Annotated in this window: 17 protein-coding genes and 1 riboswitch; of the genes, 1 reads left to right on the forward strand and 16 read right to left on the reverse strand. The window is 29.2% G+C overall.

All coding sequences use genetic code 11. The features are described from left to right. The first annotated feature begins 301 nt into the window (after positions 1–301). A complete protein-coding gene (locus K5V21_RS06745) occupies positions 302–733 on the forward strand; it encodes a hypothetical protein (protein WP_204594619.1) in 432 nt (143 codons plus the stop codon). Between the two features lie 62 nt (positions 734–795). Here the strand turns inward: K5V21_RS06745 and K5V21_RS06750 are convergent, their stop codons facing one another. The 16 genes from K5V21_RS06750 to K5V21_RS06825 all read right to left on the reverse strand — a co-directional run bounded on the left by K5V21_RS06750 (position 796) and on the right by K5V21_RS06825 (position 17,147). Further along, on the reverse strand, positions 796–1,587 hold the full coding sequence (locus tag K5V21_RS06750) for an ABC transporter permease (protein WP_221860225.1): 792 nt from the start codon (positions 1,585–1,587) through the stop codon (positions 796–798). A 3-nt stretch (positions 1,588–1,590) separates the two neighbouring features. After that, positions 1,591–2,409 carry an ABC transporter permease gene (locus K5V21_RS06755; protein ID WP_221860227.1) on the reverse strand — a complete coding sequence of 273 codons (819 nt, stop codon included), beginning with the start codon at positions 2,407–2,409 and terminating at the stop codon, positions 1,591–1,593. 2 nt (positions 2,410–2,411) lie between these two features. Then, complete coding sequence (locus K5V21_RS06760) at positions 2,412–3,404, reverse strand: ABC transporter ATP-binding protein (RefSeq protein WP_221860229.1); 993 nt, start codon at positions 3,402–3,404, stop codon at positions 2,412–2,414. Between the two features lie 191 nt (positions 3,405–3,595). After that, entirely contained in the window at positions 3,596–4,429 is an 834-nt protein-coding gene (locus K5V21_RS06765) for a peptidase MA family metallohydrolase (RefSeq protein WP_221860231.1), read from the reverse strand. A 138-nt stretch (positions 4,430–4,567) separates the two neighbouring features. Next, positions 4,568–5,269, reverse strand: a complete 702-nt coding sequence (locus K5V21_RS06770; protein ID WP_245000668.1) for a TVP38/TMEM64 family protein — start codon at positions 5,267–5,269, stop codon at positions 4,568–4,570. A 162-nt stretch (positions 5,270–5,431) separates the two neighbouring features. Next, a complete protein-coding gene (locus K5V21_RS06775) occupies positions 5,432–7,843 on the reverse strand; it encodes a homocysteine S-methyltransferase family protein (protein ID WP_221860233.1) in 2,412 nt (803 codons plus the stop codon). Beyond that, entirely contained in the window at positions 7,821–8,432 is a 612-nt protein-coding gene (locus K5V21_RS06780) for a vitamin B12 dependent-methionine synthase activation domain-containing protein (protein WP_245000669.1), read from the reverse strand. The genes K5V21_RS06775 and K5V21_RS06780 overlap by 23 nt, the downstream gene beginning before the upstream one ends. Before the next feature lie 79 nt (positions 8,433–8,511). Further along, on the reverse strand, positions 8,512–8,967 hold the full coding sequence (locus K5V21_RS06785; RefSeq protein WP_204594628.1) for an S-ribosylhomocysteine lyase: 456 nt from the start codon (positions 8,965–8,967) through the stop codon (positions 8,512–8,514). Positions 8,968–8,978: 11 nt separating this feature from the next. Further along, entirely contained in the window at positions 8,979–9,848 is an 870-nt protein-coding gene (gene metF / locus K5V21_RS06790) for a methylenetetrahydrofolate reductase [NAD(P)H] (protein ID WP_204594629.1), read from the reverse strand. 84 nt (positions 9,849–9,932) lie between these two features. Continuing rightward, positions 9,933–10,060: riboswitch (SAM riboswitch) on the reverse strand. Positions 10,061–10,113: 53 nt separating this feature from the next. Next, complete coding sequence (locus K5V21_RS06795) at positions 10,114–10,662, reverse strand: GNAT family N-acetyltransferase (protein WP_221860237.1); 549 nt, start codon at positions 10,660–10,662, stop codon at positions 10,114–10,116. A gap of 179 nt (positions 10,663–10,841) precedes the next feature. Then, entirely contained in the window at positions 10,842–11,795 is a 954-nt protein-coding gene (locus K5V21_RS06800; RefSeq protein WP_221860239.1) for an MraY family glycosyltransferase, read from the reverse strand. 232 nt (positions 11,796–12,027) lie between these two features. Then, positions 12,028–12,669, reverse strand: a complete 642-nt coding sequence (locus tag K5V21_RS06805) for a V-type ATP synthase subunit D (protein WP_204594635.1) — start codon at positions 12,667–12,669, stop codon at positions 12,028–12,030. A gap of 3 nt (positions 12,670–12,672) precedes the next feature. Then, positions 12,673–14,052, reverse strand: a complete 1,380-nt coding sequence (locus K5V21_RS06810; RefSeq protein WP_204594636.1) for a V-type ATP synthase subunit B — start codon at positions 14,050–14,052, stop codon at positions 12,673–12,675. Beyond that, the gene (locus tag K5V21_RS06815; protein ID WP_221860715.1) at positions 14,045–15,823 is read right to left on the reverse strand and encodes a V-type ATP synthase subunit A; all 1,779 of its coding nucleotides are present in this window, start codon (positions 15,821–15,823) and stop codon (positions 14,045–14,047) included. The genes K5V21_RS06810 and K5V21_RS06815 overlap by 8 nt, the downstream gene beginning before the upstream one ends. 18 nt (positions 15,824–15,841) lie before the next feature. After that, a complete protein-coding gene (locus K5V21_RS06820) occupies positions 15,842–16,153 on the reverse strand; it encodes a V-type ATP synthase subunit F (protein ID WP_204594638.1) in 312 nt (103 codons plus the stop codon). Continuing rightward, positions 16,146–17,147 carry a V-type ATP synthase subunit C gene (locus K5V21_RS06825; protein ID WP_221860241.1) on the reverse strand — a complete coding sequence of 334 codons (1,002 nt, stop codon included), beginning with the start codon at positions 17,145–17,147 and terminating at the stop codon, positions 16,146–16,148. The genes K5V21_RS06820 and K5V21_RS06825 overlap by 8 nt, the downstream gene beginning before the upstream one ends. Positions 17,148–17,150 lie beyond the last annotated feature (3 nt).

A 17,150-nucleotide genomic window follows, 5' to 3' on the forward strand; every position in this document is an offset into this window, starting at 1 on the left:
ATATATAACAAATAGAATATACGTGTCAATCTCTTTTAATTTATATAATTATTATATACTCATTTTGTTATTAATTTGGTTATAAATATTTATATAAAATTTAACATTTTAACTAAATAAATCTAAAAGGTTAATTTAGTTAATAAATATTTAAATTTTGATTAATATATATACAACTTTTTAAATTTATTGATTTATAAAGTTATAATTAAATAGGATGTAAATATTCTATTAACATTAAATAAATTACTAACTTTATTATTAATCAAAAATTTAATATATTTGTATGGGGTGGGATTCTATGGGTAAGTATAAAAAATTACTAATTTTATTTTTTTTATGCATCTTATTTATTATCTGTATTGTGTTTGGGTTCAATATAATAATTAAAGAAACTAAAAAAAATAAAATTAGTCAAATATCAGAATTTATAAACATTTCTGATGAAAATAAAAAATCTGACTTACAAGAAATTGCAGAATTTACTTATGAAGAGGTTGAGGAATTAGATAATATTCAATTCCTAGAGAGTACTGTTGATAATAAAAGTAATTTAAAAATAAGTATAACTTACAAAGATAAAGCTTTAAAGTTTGATAGAGTTTTTTCATTCAAACAAATAATTAATGAAGTACTAAAAGATGATTACTCTGATATAGTTATTGTTATGTCTCAAGAGCTTCCATCAAAATCAGAAATGAGATTTGTCTATAATCACGGAAAATGGCAATAATCTTTTATGATATCATTAATGTGATTTTTATTGTATACTTTGTTTAATTTTAAAAATAGATTTTAATTACCTGCACTTTCGTATATTGATATACCTTTAAGCCAAATAAAATATGCTACTGTTATAGTTATTACTCCTACAATTAATGTCATTATTACTCCAAAGAAGAAGCTCTCTTTTCCAAGTAAATATGCACCTGGATAAAATCCAGTGAAGGCAAATGGTATTATAAAAGTTAAAAGATTCTTTATTACATTTGGATATATAGTAACTGGATACTTTGCAAATCCACTTAACTCATAAGCCATCTGTACATGCCTAAAACTTGTCTTAGTCCAAAAAGCTATTGATGCTGCTGCAAGTTTTATTCCTGTATATATAAGTGTTCCTCCAATTGTAGCTATTATAAATCCTATTATTAATATAGGCGTTATTGTAACTCCTAATTTTATTCCACTAAGTATAACTAATATAAATCCAACAACTAATTCTCCAAATCCTTCTGGTTGAAATCTTTCTGCAATTACTTGAAATAACGGATTTAATGGTCTTAACAAGTATCTATCAAACTCTCCTCTAACAATTGAATTTCCGCTAAATATCCAAAGATAATCTGTAAATATATGATCTATTCCTCTTGGAATTTGTGAAAATCCATATATAAATATAATTTCATAAAAGCTCCATCCTTTTAATGATTGAATATTATCAAATATAAGGTTTATAAATATTATTGAAGTTCCTTGAATTAGAAAGAATCCAATCATTCCATATATAAAATCCTCTTTATATTCCATTAAAGTCTTTATATATTGTTTTAGAAACTTAAAATATATTTTTAAATATCTTTTCATATACTAACCTCCTTGAATGCTCAATTTATTAATAACTTTATTCCACATTAATCTTGATAATACTTTTAGTACAAAAATCCAAAATAATTGCAGCAATAAACACTTTATTATTTCATTAGAAGGTAGTTTATTTAGATATATCATAGCTGGAGTATATATTATAGAGCTAAAAGGTAAAAAATTAAAAAGCTTTTGTATTATATCTGGAAAAAAAGACAATGGTATCAATGCACCTGAAACTAGCATGACAATAGCTTGTGCTATTTGATTAATTCCCCAAAGGCTATAAAATTTAAAAACTAGTAGTCCAAATATATAACTGTAATAAATATTTATCATAGTTCCTAAAACTATACTTAACAGAAATAAAATTATAGATGTTGATGTAATACTTAGCCCAATATTAATTCTATAAATTGTTATACCAATAGCTGCTGGCATAAATAAGAATATAAAATTAAAAATAAATTGACCAATTCCTATGAAAATAAGTCTCTTTTCATAATTTATAGGTTTTATTAAATTCATTGCAATGGATCCATCTCTAACTTCACTTGAAATAATATATCTTATATCATTTGATGTTGCAATACCAATAACAAAAGAAATCATAATATAAATAACCATATCATTTAATGTAAAGCCATTCATTATTCCATCTTGAGAACTACTATAAATAGCTTTCCATAGATAATATGTAACTATAACCATTATTACTTGTCCTATAATTCCCATAAATATATTAGCTTTATATGCAAAGTATTTTTTTATTTCACTTTTTGAAAAAGAGCTATATATTTTAAACCCTTTAATAAGATTCATCCCTATACCCCCTTTTTATATATTTTTTTAATTATATCTTCTATACTAGTCTCCTTTAATGAAAAATCTAATATATCAATTTTTTGCATTACTTTATAAATTACTTCTGATGAAGTTACTTTGTTTTTATTAAATTTAATTATCAATCTTCCATCATCTATATATTCTTCTATATCATTAATATTAAATTCTTCCTTTAAATTAAGATTAGTCTTTATATCCCCCTTTATTTGAGCTTCCAATGTAATCATATAACCAAAGCTACTTTTTATATCATTTAAACTTCCATCATATATTTTATTTCCATTATCAATAATTATAATTCTTTCACATAGCTCTTCTATATCACTTAAATCATGAGTAGTTAATATAATTGTTGTATTAAATTCTTTATTTATTTTCTTAATAGCTTCTCTAACCTTATCTTTAACTACAACATCAAGCCCAATTGTTGGTTCATCTAAATAAAGAATTTTGGGACTATGAATAAGTGATGCTGCAAGGTCTGCTCTCATTCTTTGACCAAGTGATAATGTTCTTACAGGATTATTTATAAATTCTTCTAATCCTAAAACTTCATTTAAAAATTCCATGTTCTTGTTAAATAAATTATCCTCAACAGAATAAATATCTTTAAGTATAGTAAACGTTTCCGTTAGAGGCAAATCCCACCATAGCTGAGTTCTTTGTCCAAATACTACTCCTATATCCTTTGCATTCTTTTCTCTATCTTTATAAGGAACTCTTCCATTAACTTCTATATTACCTGATGATGGAGTAAGTATTCCTGTCATCATTTTTATTGTAGTAGATTTTCCTGCTCCATTGGATCCAATATATCCAACTACCTCCCCCTCTTCTATTTCAAATGAAATATTTGATACTGCTTTTTTGATATCATATTCATTAGAAAATAATGATTTTAATGCGCCTTTAAACCCTGGATCTTTTTTTCTAATCTTAAAATCTTTAGTTAAATCTTGAACTTTAATCAATTAAACTCCCCCTTTTAGAAACGTTTCCAAAATAAAATTCCTAATACCATTTGACCTTTATCTAAAATAATACCACTATCATTCACGTTTTACAATATTGTAAGTTATTAACTTACTATTAAGCATACCCTTATTAAATTTTATAAAAATACCCTATTACATATTCATCGTAATAGAGTTATTCTTATCTTCTATACCTCTTTCAAATTATCCGTTACCTCTTCTATACTTCTGCCAACATTTTTTTCAAATGCAGTATAAAACTCCATATATTTAGAGTCATTTAATATATTCATTATTACATCTATCCCCTTCTCTTTTACAATCTCCTTAATTACTAAGTAGCTTTGTCCATAAACATTGTATCCATCATTTATCATATTAGATATTTCTTCGTTGCTATTACCTAAATTTCTAAAGTCAACTTTTTTATCTATATCAACTACATATATAAGTTCTCCCTCATTGTGAATCATTGAGGTATATTCAGCTACTCCCTCTTCAAACCATGTTGGAATATTATATTTATTTATATCATTTTCCTTGCAATAGTAATTAACTATATGATGTGCATATTCATGAATTATATTACGTCCCTTGATACTACCTTTATACATATAAATAGTATCATTTAAATATATTGCTGCAACATCATTAATATTAATTTTCAAAGCTTCCATAAACTCATCTTCGCTATTAAATATTACAATATCTACTTTATATTCACCATTTATATCAAATACTATAGATGTATCTTTCCTTGCTTGCTTTAACCATTTTTCTATAATGTCTTTATTTTCATTATTTATATTTTTTTCATAGTACTCTGATCCATTTTCTAGTTCAAGGCTTTCCATGCCCCTCGTAACCTTAATATTCACAAATTTTTTAACTACATTCTCTTCTGCAAAAGCCTTAACACTATTAATTGTTGGCAAGTTTAAGGTTACTACTCCTAAAATAATCGCAAGAACTATAAGCACAAAATTTTTTAATATATTTCTAAACTTTTTTTCCCACCCCATATGCTTAATCCCCTCTGTATATATCTCATAACAATTATATCACATAAAAGGAATTATATTACATTTAATATTTTTAAAATTATTATTTTAATAATTAACAAAAATAGTCTAAGATTCATAAATCTTAGACTATGTTAATTAACTCTCTATATTAGTTTGTTTTCTTGAATTCATTATGCGCTTAGAAGAAATAACCCCTATAACCAATATAGCTATTGGTATTAAAAACTCAATTGAAAAAGGATTAGTGAAGCTCTTTCCAAGCATTGAATAACACATAGTTTCTGGAACAACTCCTAGAAGTGATGCTAAAATGAAATCTTTATATTTTATTTTAGTAAAACCACAAGCATAACTTAATGGATCATAAGGAAGTATAGGTGGTAATCTTAATAGAAATAAAATTTTAAATCCGTTTTTTTCTATATTATTATCTAATTTAATAAATTTATTTCCTATAATCCCTTCAACAAAATCTCTCCCCAATAATCTTGAAACATAAAAAGCAATAGTTCCTGATACTAAGAAACCAGTCATTGTAAGTAAAAAACCTTTTATCGGCCCAAATAATGTTCCACCTACTATAGCTATTATATTTGTTGGAATAATTATAAAAAATGGTTTTATAGTATAAAATAACACATATACTATTGCCGAAAAAGTTCCCTTCTCCTCAATAAATATTGATATCTTTTCCATATCAATATTTTTAATTGCATCCCAATTCTTAACTAACGTAAATATACATATTGATATTAGCGCTAAAAAAACAACAAACTTTACTCTACATAAATTCTTATTTTTCCCCATGTATTTCCCCTTGCTAAAATTATTTTTCATTTATATCCCCTTGTGTATTAAACGTAACATAAAAATATATGTGTGTAAAGTAATGCAAATACTTATTAATAATTTAATTATATAATATTCAGATAATTATAAGAATTAAAAAAATAGTAGTATATATCTATTGCTATATATACTACTATCTTTATATTATTTCTAATTATTAAATACTTTTTTAGCTATTTCTACAGATTCTTTAGCATCCTTTGCATAAAAATCTGCACCCATTTTTTCTGAATAATCCGCTGTTACAACTGCTCCACCAACAAAGATTTTGCCTTTAAAGCCTGCCTTTTTTAAGGCTACAATTGTCTCTTCCATAGATACTATAGTAGTTGTCATTAATGCACTAAGCCCTACAAGTTTTATATTATTTTCTGTAGCTTCTTTTACTACTTTCTCTATTGGAACATCTTTCCCAAGGTCTAATATGTCATATCCGTAGTTTTCCAATATAACTTTAACTATATTTTTTCCTATATCATGAATATCACCTTTTACAGTAGCCAGTATAATCTTTCCTTTACTTACATCTCCTTTATCTAATTTAACTAATCTATCTTTAATTAAATCAAAAGATACCTTAACTGTTTCTGCTGCTTGTATAAGTTGTGGCAAAAATATTTCTCCTTTTTCATACTTTTCACCTACTTTATCAAGGGCTGGTATTAAATCTTCATTTACTATTTGAAGTTCTGTCTTTTCTTCTAATAATCTTTCTGTTATTTTCCTTGTACTGTTTTTCAATCCTTGAAGTATTAATTTTTCTAAAGATTCTTCATTATCATCTAGTTGTTTAGAATGATTTATATTTAAATCTATTTTTTTAGATATTAATACTCTCTCTACTTTTTTATCTCCATAAGTTTCTATATACCTTTTGGCTCCACGGTCATTATTATTTAAGACTTTAAAGGAATCTATAACGTTCATCATTCCTTCTTTATTAGGATTTATAATTGGAAGATCTAATCCAGCTCCTAAAGCTAAAGCTAGAAATGTTTCATTTATAAGCTCTCTATTTGGTAATCCAAAGGATATATTTGAGACCCCAAGAAGAGTTTTAACTCCTAACCTCTTCTTAACCATTCTTAAGGCTTTTAATGTATCCATAACTTCCTCTTGTTGAGCCGAAACAGTTAAAGCTAAGCAATCTATATATACATCCTCTTTTTTTATTCCATATTCAATGGCTCTATTAACTATTTTTTCTGCTATTTTAAATCTTGATTCAGGGTCTTTAGGTATACCATTGTTATCAAGTGTTAATCCAACTACTGCGGCTCCATATTTCTTCACTAGAGGAAGAATATTATCTAATACCTTATCCTCTCCACTTACTGAATTTACTATTGGTTTACCATTATATACTCTTAGACCTTTTTCAATTACATTCTTTTTTCCTGAATCAATTTGAAGCGGAACATCAACAATACTTTGTAACTCCTTTATTGCACTTTCCATTAATGACTCTTCATCTATCTCTGGAAGACCAACATTAACATCTAGTATTTCTGCCCCTCCTTCTATTTGTTCTATTGCTTGTCTTAATATATAATCCATATCTTTATCTATAATAGCTTTTTTAAATCTCTTTTTACCTGTTGGGTTTATTCTTTCTCCAACTACTCTTACCTCATTAATCTCTACTACTTTATAAGGTGATGCTACTGCATATTTTATTACTTCTCTTCTATTTACCTTACGTTTATATTTTGCTATTTTACTAAGTTCTTCTATAAAGCTAGGAGTTGTACCACAGCATCCGCCTATAATTGAGACTCCCATATCTACTAATTCTCTAACTGAATTTGAAAACTCTTTCTCTGTTATATCATAAACAGCTTTTCTTTCTATAATATTTGGAAGTCCTGCATTAGGTTGTACAATTACAGGTAGATTAGTATTATTAATTATATTTTTTACAATATTATTAAGTTCGCTTGGTTCAAGAGAGCAATTAACTCCAACAGCATCTACCCCTAACCCTTCTAGTGTAATTGCCATACTCTCTGGGAGGCATCCTGTAAAGGTTCTTCCATCCTTTTCAAATGTCATGGTTGCAAATATAGGAATATCGCAACTTTCCTTCGCTGCAATTATTGCAGCTTTCATCTCATACAAATCAGTCATAGTCTCAATAAGAATTATGTCTACTCCACTATCTACTCCAACTTTAATTTGTCTTTTAAAAATATTAATAGCCTTATCAAAACTTAAAGTTCCCATAGGTTCTAATAATTCTCCAATTGGACCTATATCAAGAGCAATATAGCACTCTTTATTCTCTCTTGCTTTTTTAGCTAAATCAACTCCAGATTTTATTATTTCTTCTACAGAAAATTTTGTATTTTTTAATTTAAGCTCATTTGCCCCAAATGTGTTTGTTGTTATAATCTTTGCTCCAGAATTTATATAATCTTTATGTATCTTTATTATTTCTTCTCTATGGGTTATATTAAATATTTCTGGATTTTCTCCAAGTTTTAAGCCTAAGTTTTGAAGCATTGTTCCCATAGCTCCATCAAAAACTAAAATATTATCTTTAATATACTCTCTTACATTCAAAATCTATTCCCTCTTTTCTATATACACATCTATCATAATTATTACAATTTATACAACTCTTCTTTCCCTTTTTTCCACTATATTTTTTTATACCTAAAATAGCAGTTACTGATTTCCTTGGAAATAAAACCATATGTTCTGAAACCTTGACTCCTATTCTTCTTTCACAATTTAATACATTTATAAAATCCTTTTGTATACTTAAATCTAAATCTCCATATCCTGGGCTATATCTAAATGTTAGCTCCTCACCTTCATTTACATACTTAGATTTTATCTCTTCTTCTACTAAATCACAAACTTCTTCAACACCTGTAGTTGCACAAGCATCAAATATTAATCCCTTTGTTAAGTCTACTTTTTCATAAAATCTTATCCGTCTCTCTACATCATTTCCAAGGGTCACAGCCATCAGCACACACCTATCACAGTCTTTTAACAAATTATATATATCTATTCCTTCTAAAAGCAAGTTAGTACCTATAAGTTCAATTTTATTTTCTCTTTTCTTAAGATTATACTCTTCATAAATAAATTTAGGTGTAAAGAAATCTCTACACTCTTTCTTTACACCCGAAATTTTATTCATAATATTTTTGGGCTTCTCTTGCCCTCTATATCCTAAGTATCTTAAAATTTCTGATTCCTGAAGAGTAATCTCCCTCCCACTACTCTCCATATATATTAAGTGAGAATCCTTTGCTAATTACATCTTTTGCATATTCCTTTGCTCCAAAAAGAGAAATATCTTTATAATTTCCACATTGAACTTCATTACTTGCTGGTATATCCTCTGATTTTAATAAATTTCTAAGAACTGTCTCAACTGCTGCTTTTATTTCTATAGGATCTTTATCACCCCAAGTACTTAAATAAAATCCTGTTCTACATCCCATTGGGGATATATCAATAACTCCATCTAAATTTTCTCTAATATTATAAGCTAGGTGATGCTCTAGTGCATGCATAGCTGCTGTTCCAAAAGCCTCCTTATTAGGTTGCAGGAATCTTATATCAAACTTGCTTATCTTATCACCATGTCCTCCTTCGTATACACAACATTTTCTTATAAATGGTGCCTTTACCTTAGTGTGGTCTAGTTCAAAACTTTCTACTTTTTTCATACATTTGCCTCCTAATTATTAATTGTTTTAATGACTGTCTTAATATTTTCTTTAATCCTTTTTGCAACATAAGGATTATTCATTGTATAAAGATGAATGCCCTGAGCTCCACTAGAAGCTAAATCTATAATTTGTTCAACTGCATATGCAATACCTGCTTCTTTTAAAGCTTCTGGACTATATTCATACTTATTCATTATTTTTGAGAATTTATGCGGAATTTTTGCACCGCATAATTCTGTTATTCTCTCTATCTGCCTTTTATTTATTACTGGCATAATTCCAGCTTGAATTGGAGTTTTTATTCCATTTTTATTTATCTTATCTAAGAAATCATAATAAATATTGTTATCAAAAAACAGCTGAGAAATAAAGCTTGATGTACCTGAATCTATCTTTCTTTTCATATTATCTATTTCCATATCTATTGATTTATTTTCTATATGGCCTTCTGGATAACATGCTGAAATTATATTAAATCTTTTCTTTTTTTCTATATAACTTATGAGCTCACTTGCATAATTAAAGTCTTTTCTAGAGTCACCATTATCATCACCTCTTAATGCAAGTATGTTACTAACGTCTTCAAGTTCTAGTCTCTCTGTTATCTTATCTATATCATCTTTCTTAGAAGATATGCATGTTAAATGTGCTAAAGGTTCTATATTATACACATTTTTTATAAGTGATGATATCTCTGTAGTTTTGTTATTTATTAGACTACCACCTGCCCCATAGGTTACACTAATAAAATCCGGTTTTAAATCTGAAAGCTCATTTAAAGCTCTATATATACTTTTAACTGGTGAATTATTCTTTGGAGGAAATACCTCAAAAGAAAATACTAAATTTCTTTTATGAAAAATCTCCTTAATATTCATAATGCCCCCTTATTTATATCCTAAACTTCGAAATATAAAAAAGTCCTAGGATATTACACCTAAGACTTTAATCTTAAACTCATATCCTTATCTATCTGGAATTAGCACCACATACTATAACAAATTTATATATAAAAACCCCTAATAAATTATTGTTATACATAGGTTGCTGGGTTTCATAGGGCCAGTCCCTCCACCACTCTTGATAAGTATATATTCTATTTTGTATAATTATACATTAAAAATACTTTTTTGTAAATATATTCTAATTTTTATCTTTCATATTTTCAAAATATTCTTCTTTAAATAGAGCCATCAATATCTCATCATGATATTTTCCTTCTCTATATATTTCTCTTTTAAGACGACCTTCTTCTTTAAAGCCAAGCTTTTTATAACAAGCAATTGCTCTTGGATTTAATGAAAATACGCCAAGTTTTATTTTTTCCATATTACATTCTTCAAAGATAAATTTGATAAGTACAGATAGAGCATCATATCCGTAACCTTTTCCCCAATAATCTTTATCCCCAATCATGATTCCAATTATGCAATTTCTATTTTTAATACTAGTAGAGTTTATGCTACAACCACCTATTATACATCCACTTTCTAAATCTTCAATTGCAAAATCATATGTTTGATCATTATCTCTTCTTTTCTTAACCCACTCTTCTTCTTGCCAAAGTGCTAATGGAAATGAAGTTTCAATATTTAGAAGCCTTTTTACTTCATAATCATTTATAAAGTCATTAAGTTTTGCTATATCATCTTCCTTATGTGCTCTAAGAATTACCTTCTTCCCCTTATACATAAATCTAAGCCCCCTTTTTTATTTTCTAATCATAATAACAAAATATGGTTTATGTGTCAATATACTTAATATATTATCTATAATTATTAAATATTGTTTCTATAATTTATGAATCAGTAATACACTAATAATTAAATTTTTATAAAAAAATAAGCATCATTTTTAATATGATGCTTATTTTATGGATGATTGTAAAATAATAGTACTATAGATAAGAATGAACAAACTATGCTTATTCCAACTATAAACTGCACTATTTGTGGTTTTGTTAATCCTTTTTCTTCTAATCTAAAATGCATCTGACTTCTATCTGCCTGATACACTGGTTTTCCTTCATTAAACCTTTTAAATATAACAAATAAGTTATCAAATATAGGTACTGCTAGTGCTAATATTGGTAACAATAAGCTAAGTACAGTAGCTTGCTTAAAGGCACCATCTAATGCAATGATACTTAAAATAAATCCTAAAAAATTTGCACCTGAGTCTCCCATAAATACCTTTGCAGGATATCTATTGAATAATAAGAATCCTCCAATTGCCCCAGCAAGTATGATTGAAGTAGATGCTGAGTAACTTTGTCCTAAAATAATTGCTGCAATGAAGAATGTACCTGAAGAAACTAAAGAAATTCCTCCTGCAAGTCCATCCATTCCGTCTGACCAATTTATTACTGTCGTAACTCCAAATATCCAAGTAATACTCAAAACAAACTGTAAAAAAGTATTAAGAGCTACATAATCCCCTGTAAACGGATTAGTAAAGCCTTTAAATGCGACACCAGCATTAAATATTAATACTGCTGCTAATATTTGAATTATCAGTCTTGGAAGTATTGGAAATTCTTTTCCAACTGATTTATAGAAATCATCTATTAATCCTATACATACTATTAATAAAGATCCAATGAAGATCCATATACTTTCAGAATTACTTTCACTTCCAACGAAATAATATACTATAAAGAATCCTATAAACATTGCAAGTCCACCGCATAGTGGTGTTACTTTTTTGTGCTTCTTTCTTTGTGTAGGTTTATCAGTAAAACCAATTTTATGCGATAATTTCATTAATATCGGCATTAAAATTACAACCAATATGAAAGAAATCATAAACTCTATAAAATAATCCATATATTCCTTCTCCTAAATTAGGTTAGATTGTTAATTCTATGTAAAAAAAATTATAACCTATAAGAATTATACTATTAATGTAGGTTATTATCAATTATATTACGATAATTTTAATTTACTTTTAATTCTTTACCAAAATCTTGATTTTAAACACTTTTTACATAAACTAATTTATTTTTTAAACTCAAAAATAAATACACCTTAGAAAACCTAAGGTGTATTTTAGAATTAATTATCCTCTTTGCTCTATCATACTCTTGACTTTCATAAGTCTAGTTAAAGCACTTCTTTCATTTTCATCAAGTTTCATTCTTATGTACTTGATTGTCTCTTGAAGTTGAGGAATTGTCATATATTCTAGAGCATTAACTCTTCTTCTTGTTTTCTCTATTTCATCTGCCATAAGCTGACATGACTTTTCTACTTCTGCAAGTTCCAAAAGCTTAGGTAATATTCCATAAAGCTTTGTTATTGCATCATCAAGTTCTGATGATGTATTTGCAAATCCATATGGGAAGATACTACCTTCGTCACCTTCAAGCTGTCTTTTAAAGTTCATAACTGGAACATTAACACTCATTATGTTTTTGTTTCCAACATCTACAGAAATGCTTTCTTTTGGATAAGCAATTGCCTCTTCTAAGAACTCTGAACTCATTACGGCTCTAGCCATAACGAAATCCTTTAATGATCCTTCAAGTTGCCCTTCAACATCTTTTCTTAGATTATTGTTATACTTAACAAGATTAATGAATTGTCTCATTAACTCATCTTGCTTATCTTTTAAAAGCTTATGACCTCTAGTAGCTGTTGTTAATCTCTTTTTCAGCTTTGTGAGCTCCATTCTAGTAGGATTCACATTTAATCTAGCCATAGCCTATTCTTCCTCTCTTGGCATATATTTTTCAAGGTACTCATCTCTAATTCTCTTAAGCTCTGTTCTAGGAAGTAGTGCTAATAACTTCCAACCTAAATCTAGAGTTTCAGTGATTGTTCTATTTGCTTCAAATCCTTGTGAAACATATTCATTTTCAAAAGCTTCTGCAAATTTAGCAAATGCTTTATCAGTATCTGAAAGAGCTGATTCTCCTAAGATTGCTGATAATTCTTTTGCTTGCTTACCTTGAGCATATGCTGAGAATAATTGGTTCATTGTGTCAGCATGGTCTTCTCTTGTCTTTCCTTTACCTATACCTTTATCTTTAAGTCTTGAAAGTGATGGTAAAACATCTATTGGAGGCATAATACCCTTCTTATAAAGTTCTCTTGAAAGTATTATTTGTCCTTCTGTTATATATCCAGTTAAATCTGGAATTGGATGTGTCTTATCCTCTTCAGGCATTGTAAGTATTGGAATTTGAGTTATTGATCCCTCTTTACCTCTAAGTCTTCCTGCTCTTTCATATAATGTTGAAAGGTCAGTATATAGGTATCCTGGATATCCTCTTCTACCTGGAACTTCTTTTCTAGCAGCTGAAACTTCTCTTAGAGCTTCTGCATAGTTTGTGATATCTGTCATTATAACAAGAACGTGCATTCCCTTTTCGTATGCTAAATATTCAGCTGTAGTTAATGCCATTCTTGGAGTAGCTATTCTTTCGATAGCTGGGTCAGATGCAAGATTCATAAATAGAACTGATCTATCTATTGCACCTGTTGATTTAAATTCATCAACGAAGAATTGAGCTTCTTCGAAAGTGATACCAATAGCTGCAAATACAACAGCGAATTTTGAATCAGAATTTAAAACTTTCGCTTGTCTTGCGATTTGTGCTGCAAGTTCAGCATGTGGAAGTCCTGATGCTGAAAATACTGGAAGCTTTTGTCCTCTAACTAGAGTATTAAGTCCATCTATTGCTGATATTCCTGTTTGAATGAATTCTGATGGATAATCTCTAGCCACTGGATTTATAGCTTCTCCGTTTATATCAAGTCTTTTTTCTGGTATTATCTTTGGACCATTATCTATTGGTCTTCCCATACCATCAAAGACTCTTCCAAGCATATCTTCTGAAACCCCAAGTTCAAGAGGTCTTCCTAAGAATTTTGCTTTAGTTCCTTTTAAGTTAATTCCTGAAGAACCTTCGAAGATCTGTACCATAGCTTTTGAACCATTAACTTCTAGTACCTTACCTCTTCTTTTTTCTCCATTTTGTAATTCTATTTCTACTAGTTCATCGTACTTAACACCTTCAACACCTTCAACAGCCATTAAAGGTCCTACTACTTCTGTAACTGTTCTATATTCCTTAGGCATCTAGAACCCCTCCTTCGCTGATTAATTTGTTCATATCAGATGTTAAATCAACTCCGATTTGATCAATCTTAGCCATATCTTCTTCAGATATATACTTAGCCCTAGCTATTCTGTCTCTTATTACGCTCATACCTAAAATCTTATCTAAGTATACTCCAGCTTCTAAAGCTCTATCAGCTTCATGCTTGAATTGAAGTATAAGTTTTAACATTTTATGTTGCTTTTCTAATGAAGTATATGTATCAACTTCATGGAAAGCATTTTGTTGAAGATAATCTTCTCTTATTGATTTTGCAACTTCAAGTTTTAATCTATCGCCTTCTGAAAGTGCATCTATACCAACAAGTCTTACGATTTCTTGTAAGTTAGCTTCTTCTTGTAATAAAGCCATAGCTTCTACTCTAAGTTCTGACCAGTCACCTGCTACTTCTTCATCCATCCATTTACCGATTCTATCTGCATATAATGAATATGAGTTTAACCAGTTAATTGATGGGAAGTGTCTTTGATATGCAAGTTGTGCATCTAGTCCCCAGAAAACTTTAACTATTCTTAAAGTTGATTGAGTAACTGGTTCTGAGATATCTCCTCCTGGAGGTGATACTGCACCGATTGCTGTAACTGCGCCTTCTCTTCCTTCTTTTCCAAGACAAACAACTTTACCAGCTCTTTCATAGTAATCTGCAAGTCTTGAGCCTAAGTATGCTGGGTAACCTTCGTCACCAGGCATTTCTTCAAGTCTACCTGACATTTCTCTTAAAGCTTCTGCCCATCTTGATGTAGAGTCAGCCATGATAGCTACTGAATATCCCATATCTCTGAAGTACTCAGCTATTGTAATTCCTGTATATATAGATGCTTCTCTAGCTGCAACTGGCATGTTTGATGTATTAGCTATAAGAACTGTTCTCTTCATTAAGCTTTCACCAGTCTTTGGATCCTTAAGTTCTGGGAACTCATTAAGAACGTCTGTCATTTCATTTCCACGCTCTCCACATCCAACGTAAACAACTATTTCTGCATCTCCCCATTTAGCTACTTGGTGTTGTACTACTGTCTTACCAGCTCCGAATGGTCCTGGTACTGCAGCTGCTCCACCTTTAACAACTGGGAAGAATGTATCTATAACTCTTTGACCTGTTGTAAGAGGTGCTACTGGGTTTAACTTATTTGCATAAGGTCTTCCCTTTCTTACTGGCCATTTTTGCATCATTTTAACTTCTTTGTCTCCATCTTTAGTTTCAACTATGCAAACTATATCTTCTACAGTGAAATTTCCACTCTTTATATCTTTTATTTTACCTGATACCTTGAAAGGAACCATTATTTTATGAACTACTACTGGTGTTTCTTGAACTGTTCCAATAACATCTCCAGCTTCAACTTCATCTCCTACTTTAACTGTAGGAACGAATTCCCAAACCTTTTCTCTATCTAATGATTTAACAGAAACCCCTTTAGTTAAGAAATTTGATCCTGCTGCTTTCATGAAAGCATCAAGAGGTCTTTGTATTCCATCAAACATTGATTCAATAAGTCCTGGTCCAAGTTCAACACTTAGTGGTTCTCCAGTTGTAACAACTGGGTCTCCAGGTCCTATTCCTGAAGTTTCTTCATATACCTGTATAGATGCCTTATCGTCTCTCATTTCAATGATTTCTCCGATAAGACCTTTTTCTCCAACTTTACATACGTCAAATATGTTAGCTTCATCCATTCCTTCAGCAACTACTAAAGGTCCTGAAACTTTAATTATTCTTCCGGTCTTCACCATACAAAACCTGCCTTCCTATAAGATATTAACGCCAACAGCTTTTTCTACATTATCGCTGATTCTTTGCATTCCTATATTTAATGATCCTTGATTACTTGGAATTAATATTACAGCTGGAAGTGTAGCTCTATTGTATCTTTCAATAGTTTCTTCTATTTCCTTTGCAACTTGTTCTGTTACAAATATAACTGCGTAATCTTGCATTGCTAATCTATCTACAGTTTTTCTAGCTTCATCAGCTTCTACAACTGGAAATACATCAATTCCTAAAGCTTTAAAAGCTAAAACTGAATCTTTATCTCCAACTACACCGATCTTCTTATACATAAATATCACGCAGCCTTTCTCTGATTACTTCCCCTGAAATATTATTGAGTTTACCAACCATTATAATTCTAATTACTTTGATTTCTGTTTCTTTTGCATAAACGTAAGCTAATATAGGTTCAACTCCAAAAGGAATGAACTTAGCTTCCTTCATCATATCCATAATATAATTATCAACTAACTTTTCTAAAAGGCTTGCTGAATCAGTTTTTGTGTAATCTTCAATACCAATTTTTATAACCTCATTATAATTAGTAAAAGCTAATTTATTAGATATGTTTTCTGGAGCATCATTTATTAAAGCTACTAACGTATCCTCATCTATTGCTCCTCCATTTATGATAACTTCTTGCAGAAAATCTCTATTCTTATTTTGCTTCTTAACTCTTAATAAAGTCTTTAAGTTTGTTAAATCAATTAAAGCACTAACATACTTATCAACGAATCTATCATCTAGTTCTCTAGCAATTTCTCTCATCTCTTCAAACATTGCATTATCTAAAATAATATCAATTTGTTGCGGGTCTTTTGTACCTTCAAAAACTTCCTTAGTCTTTTCTATACCATTTCTCATGGCAGAAGGTAAATCAGCCATATTATTATTATCAATATTATGCTTTAATAGTGAAAGATTAATTTTTCCAACAGGAATTAACATATCACTTAGATCTTTATTTAGGAATATTCCTTTTAAAAGCACTTTAATGTTATGATAGTCATATTTTATACTCATTAAATCTATTAAAGATTTTGATGGTGACGCATCATACATAAGTTCATATACTCTTTTAAGCTCTTTTGAAAGTACTTCTTCATAATCTTCAGCTCTTTTAACACCTGTCATTACATTGGCATACTCAGATTCTTGAAGCACTTTTAGTGCTTCATTTGCAGAATCTCCATCAATCATTCTATCGATTTTAGCTTTATCAAGGAGTCTTGTTTCTAGTACTCTAAGTCTTGGTATAACTTGAGTAAATTCCATTGAATCCATTTA

This window comes from Clostridium sardiniense, assembly GCF_019753795.1.
Lineage (GTDB): Bacteria > Bacillota > Clostridia > Clostridiales > Clostridiaceae > Clostridium > Clostridium sardiniense.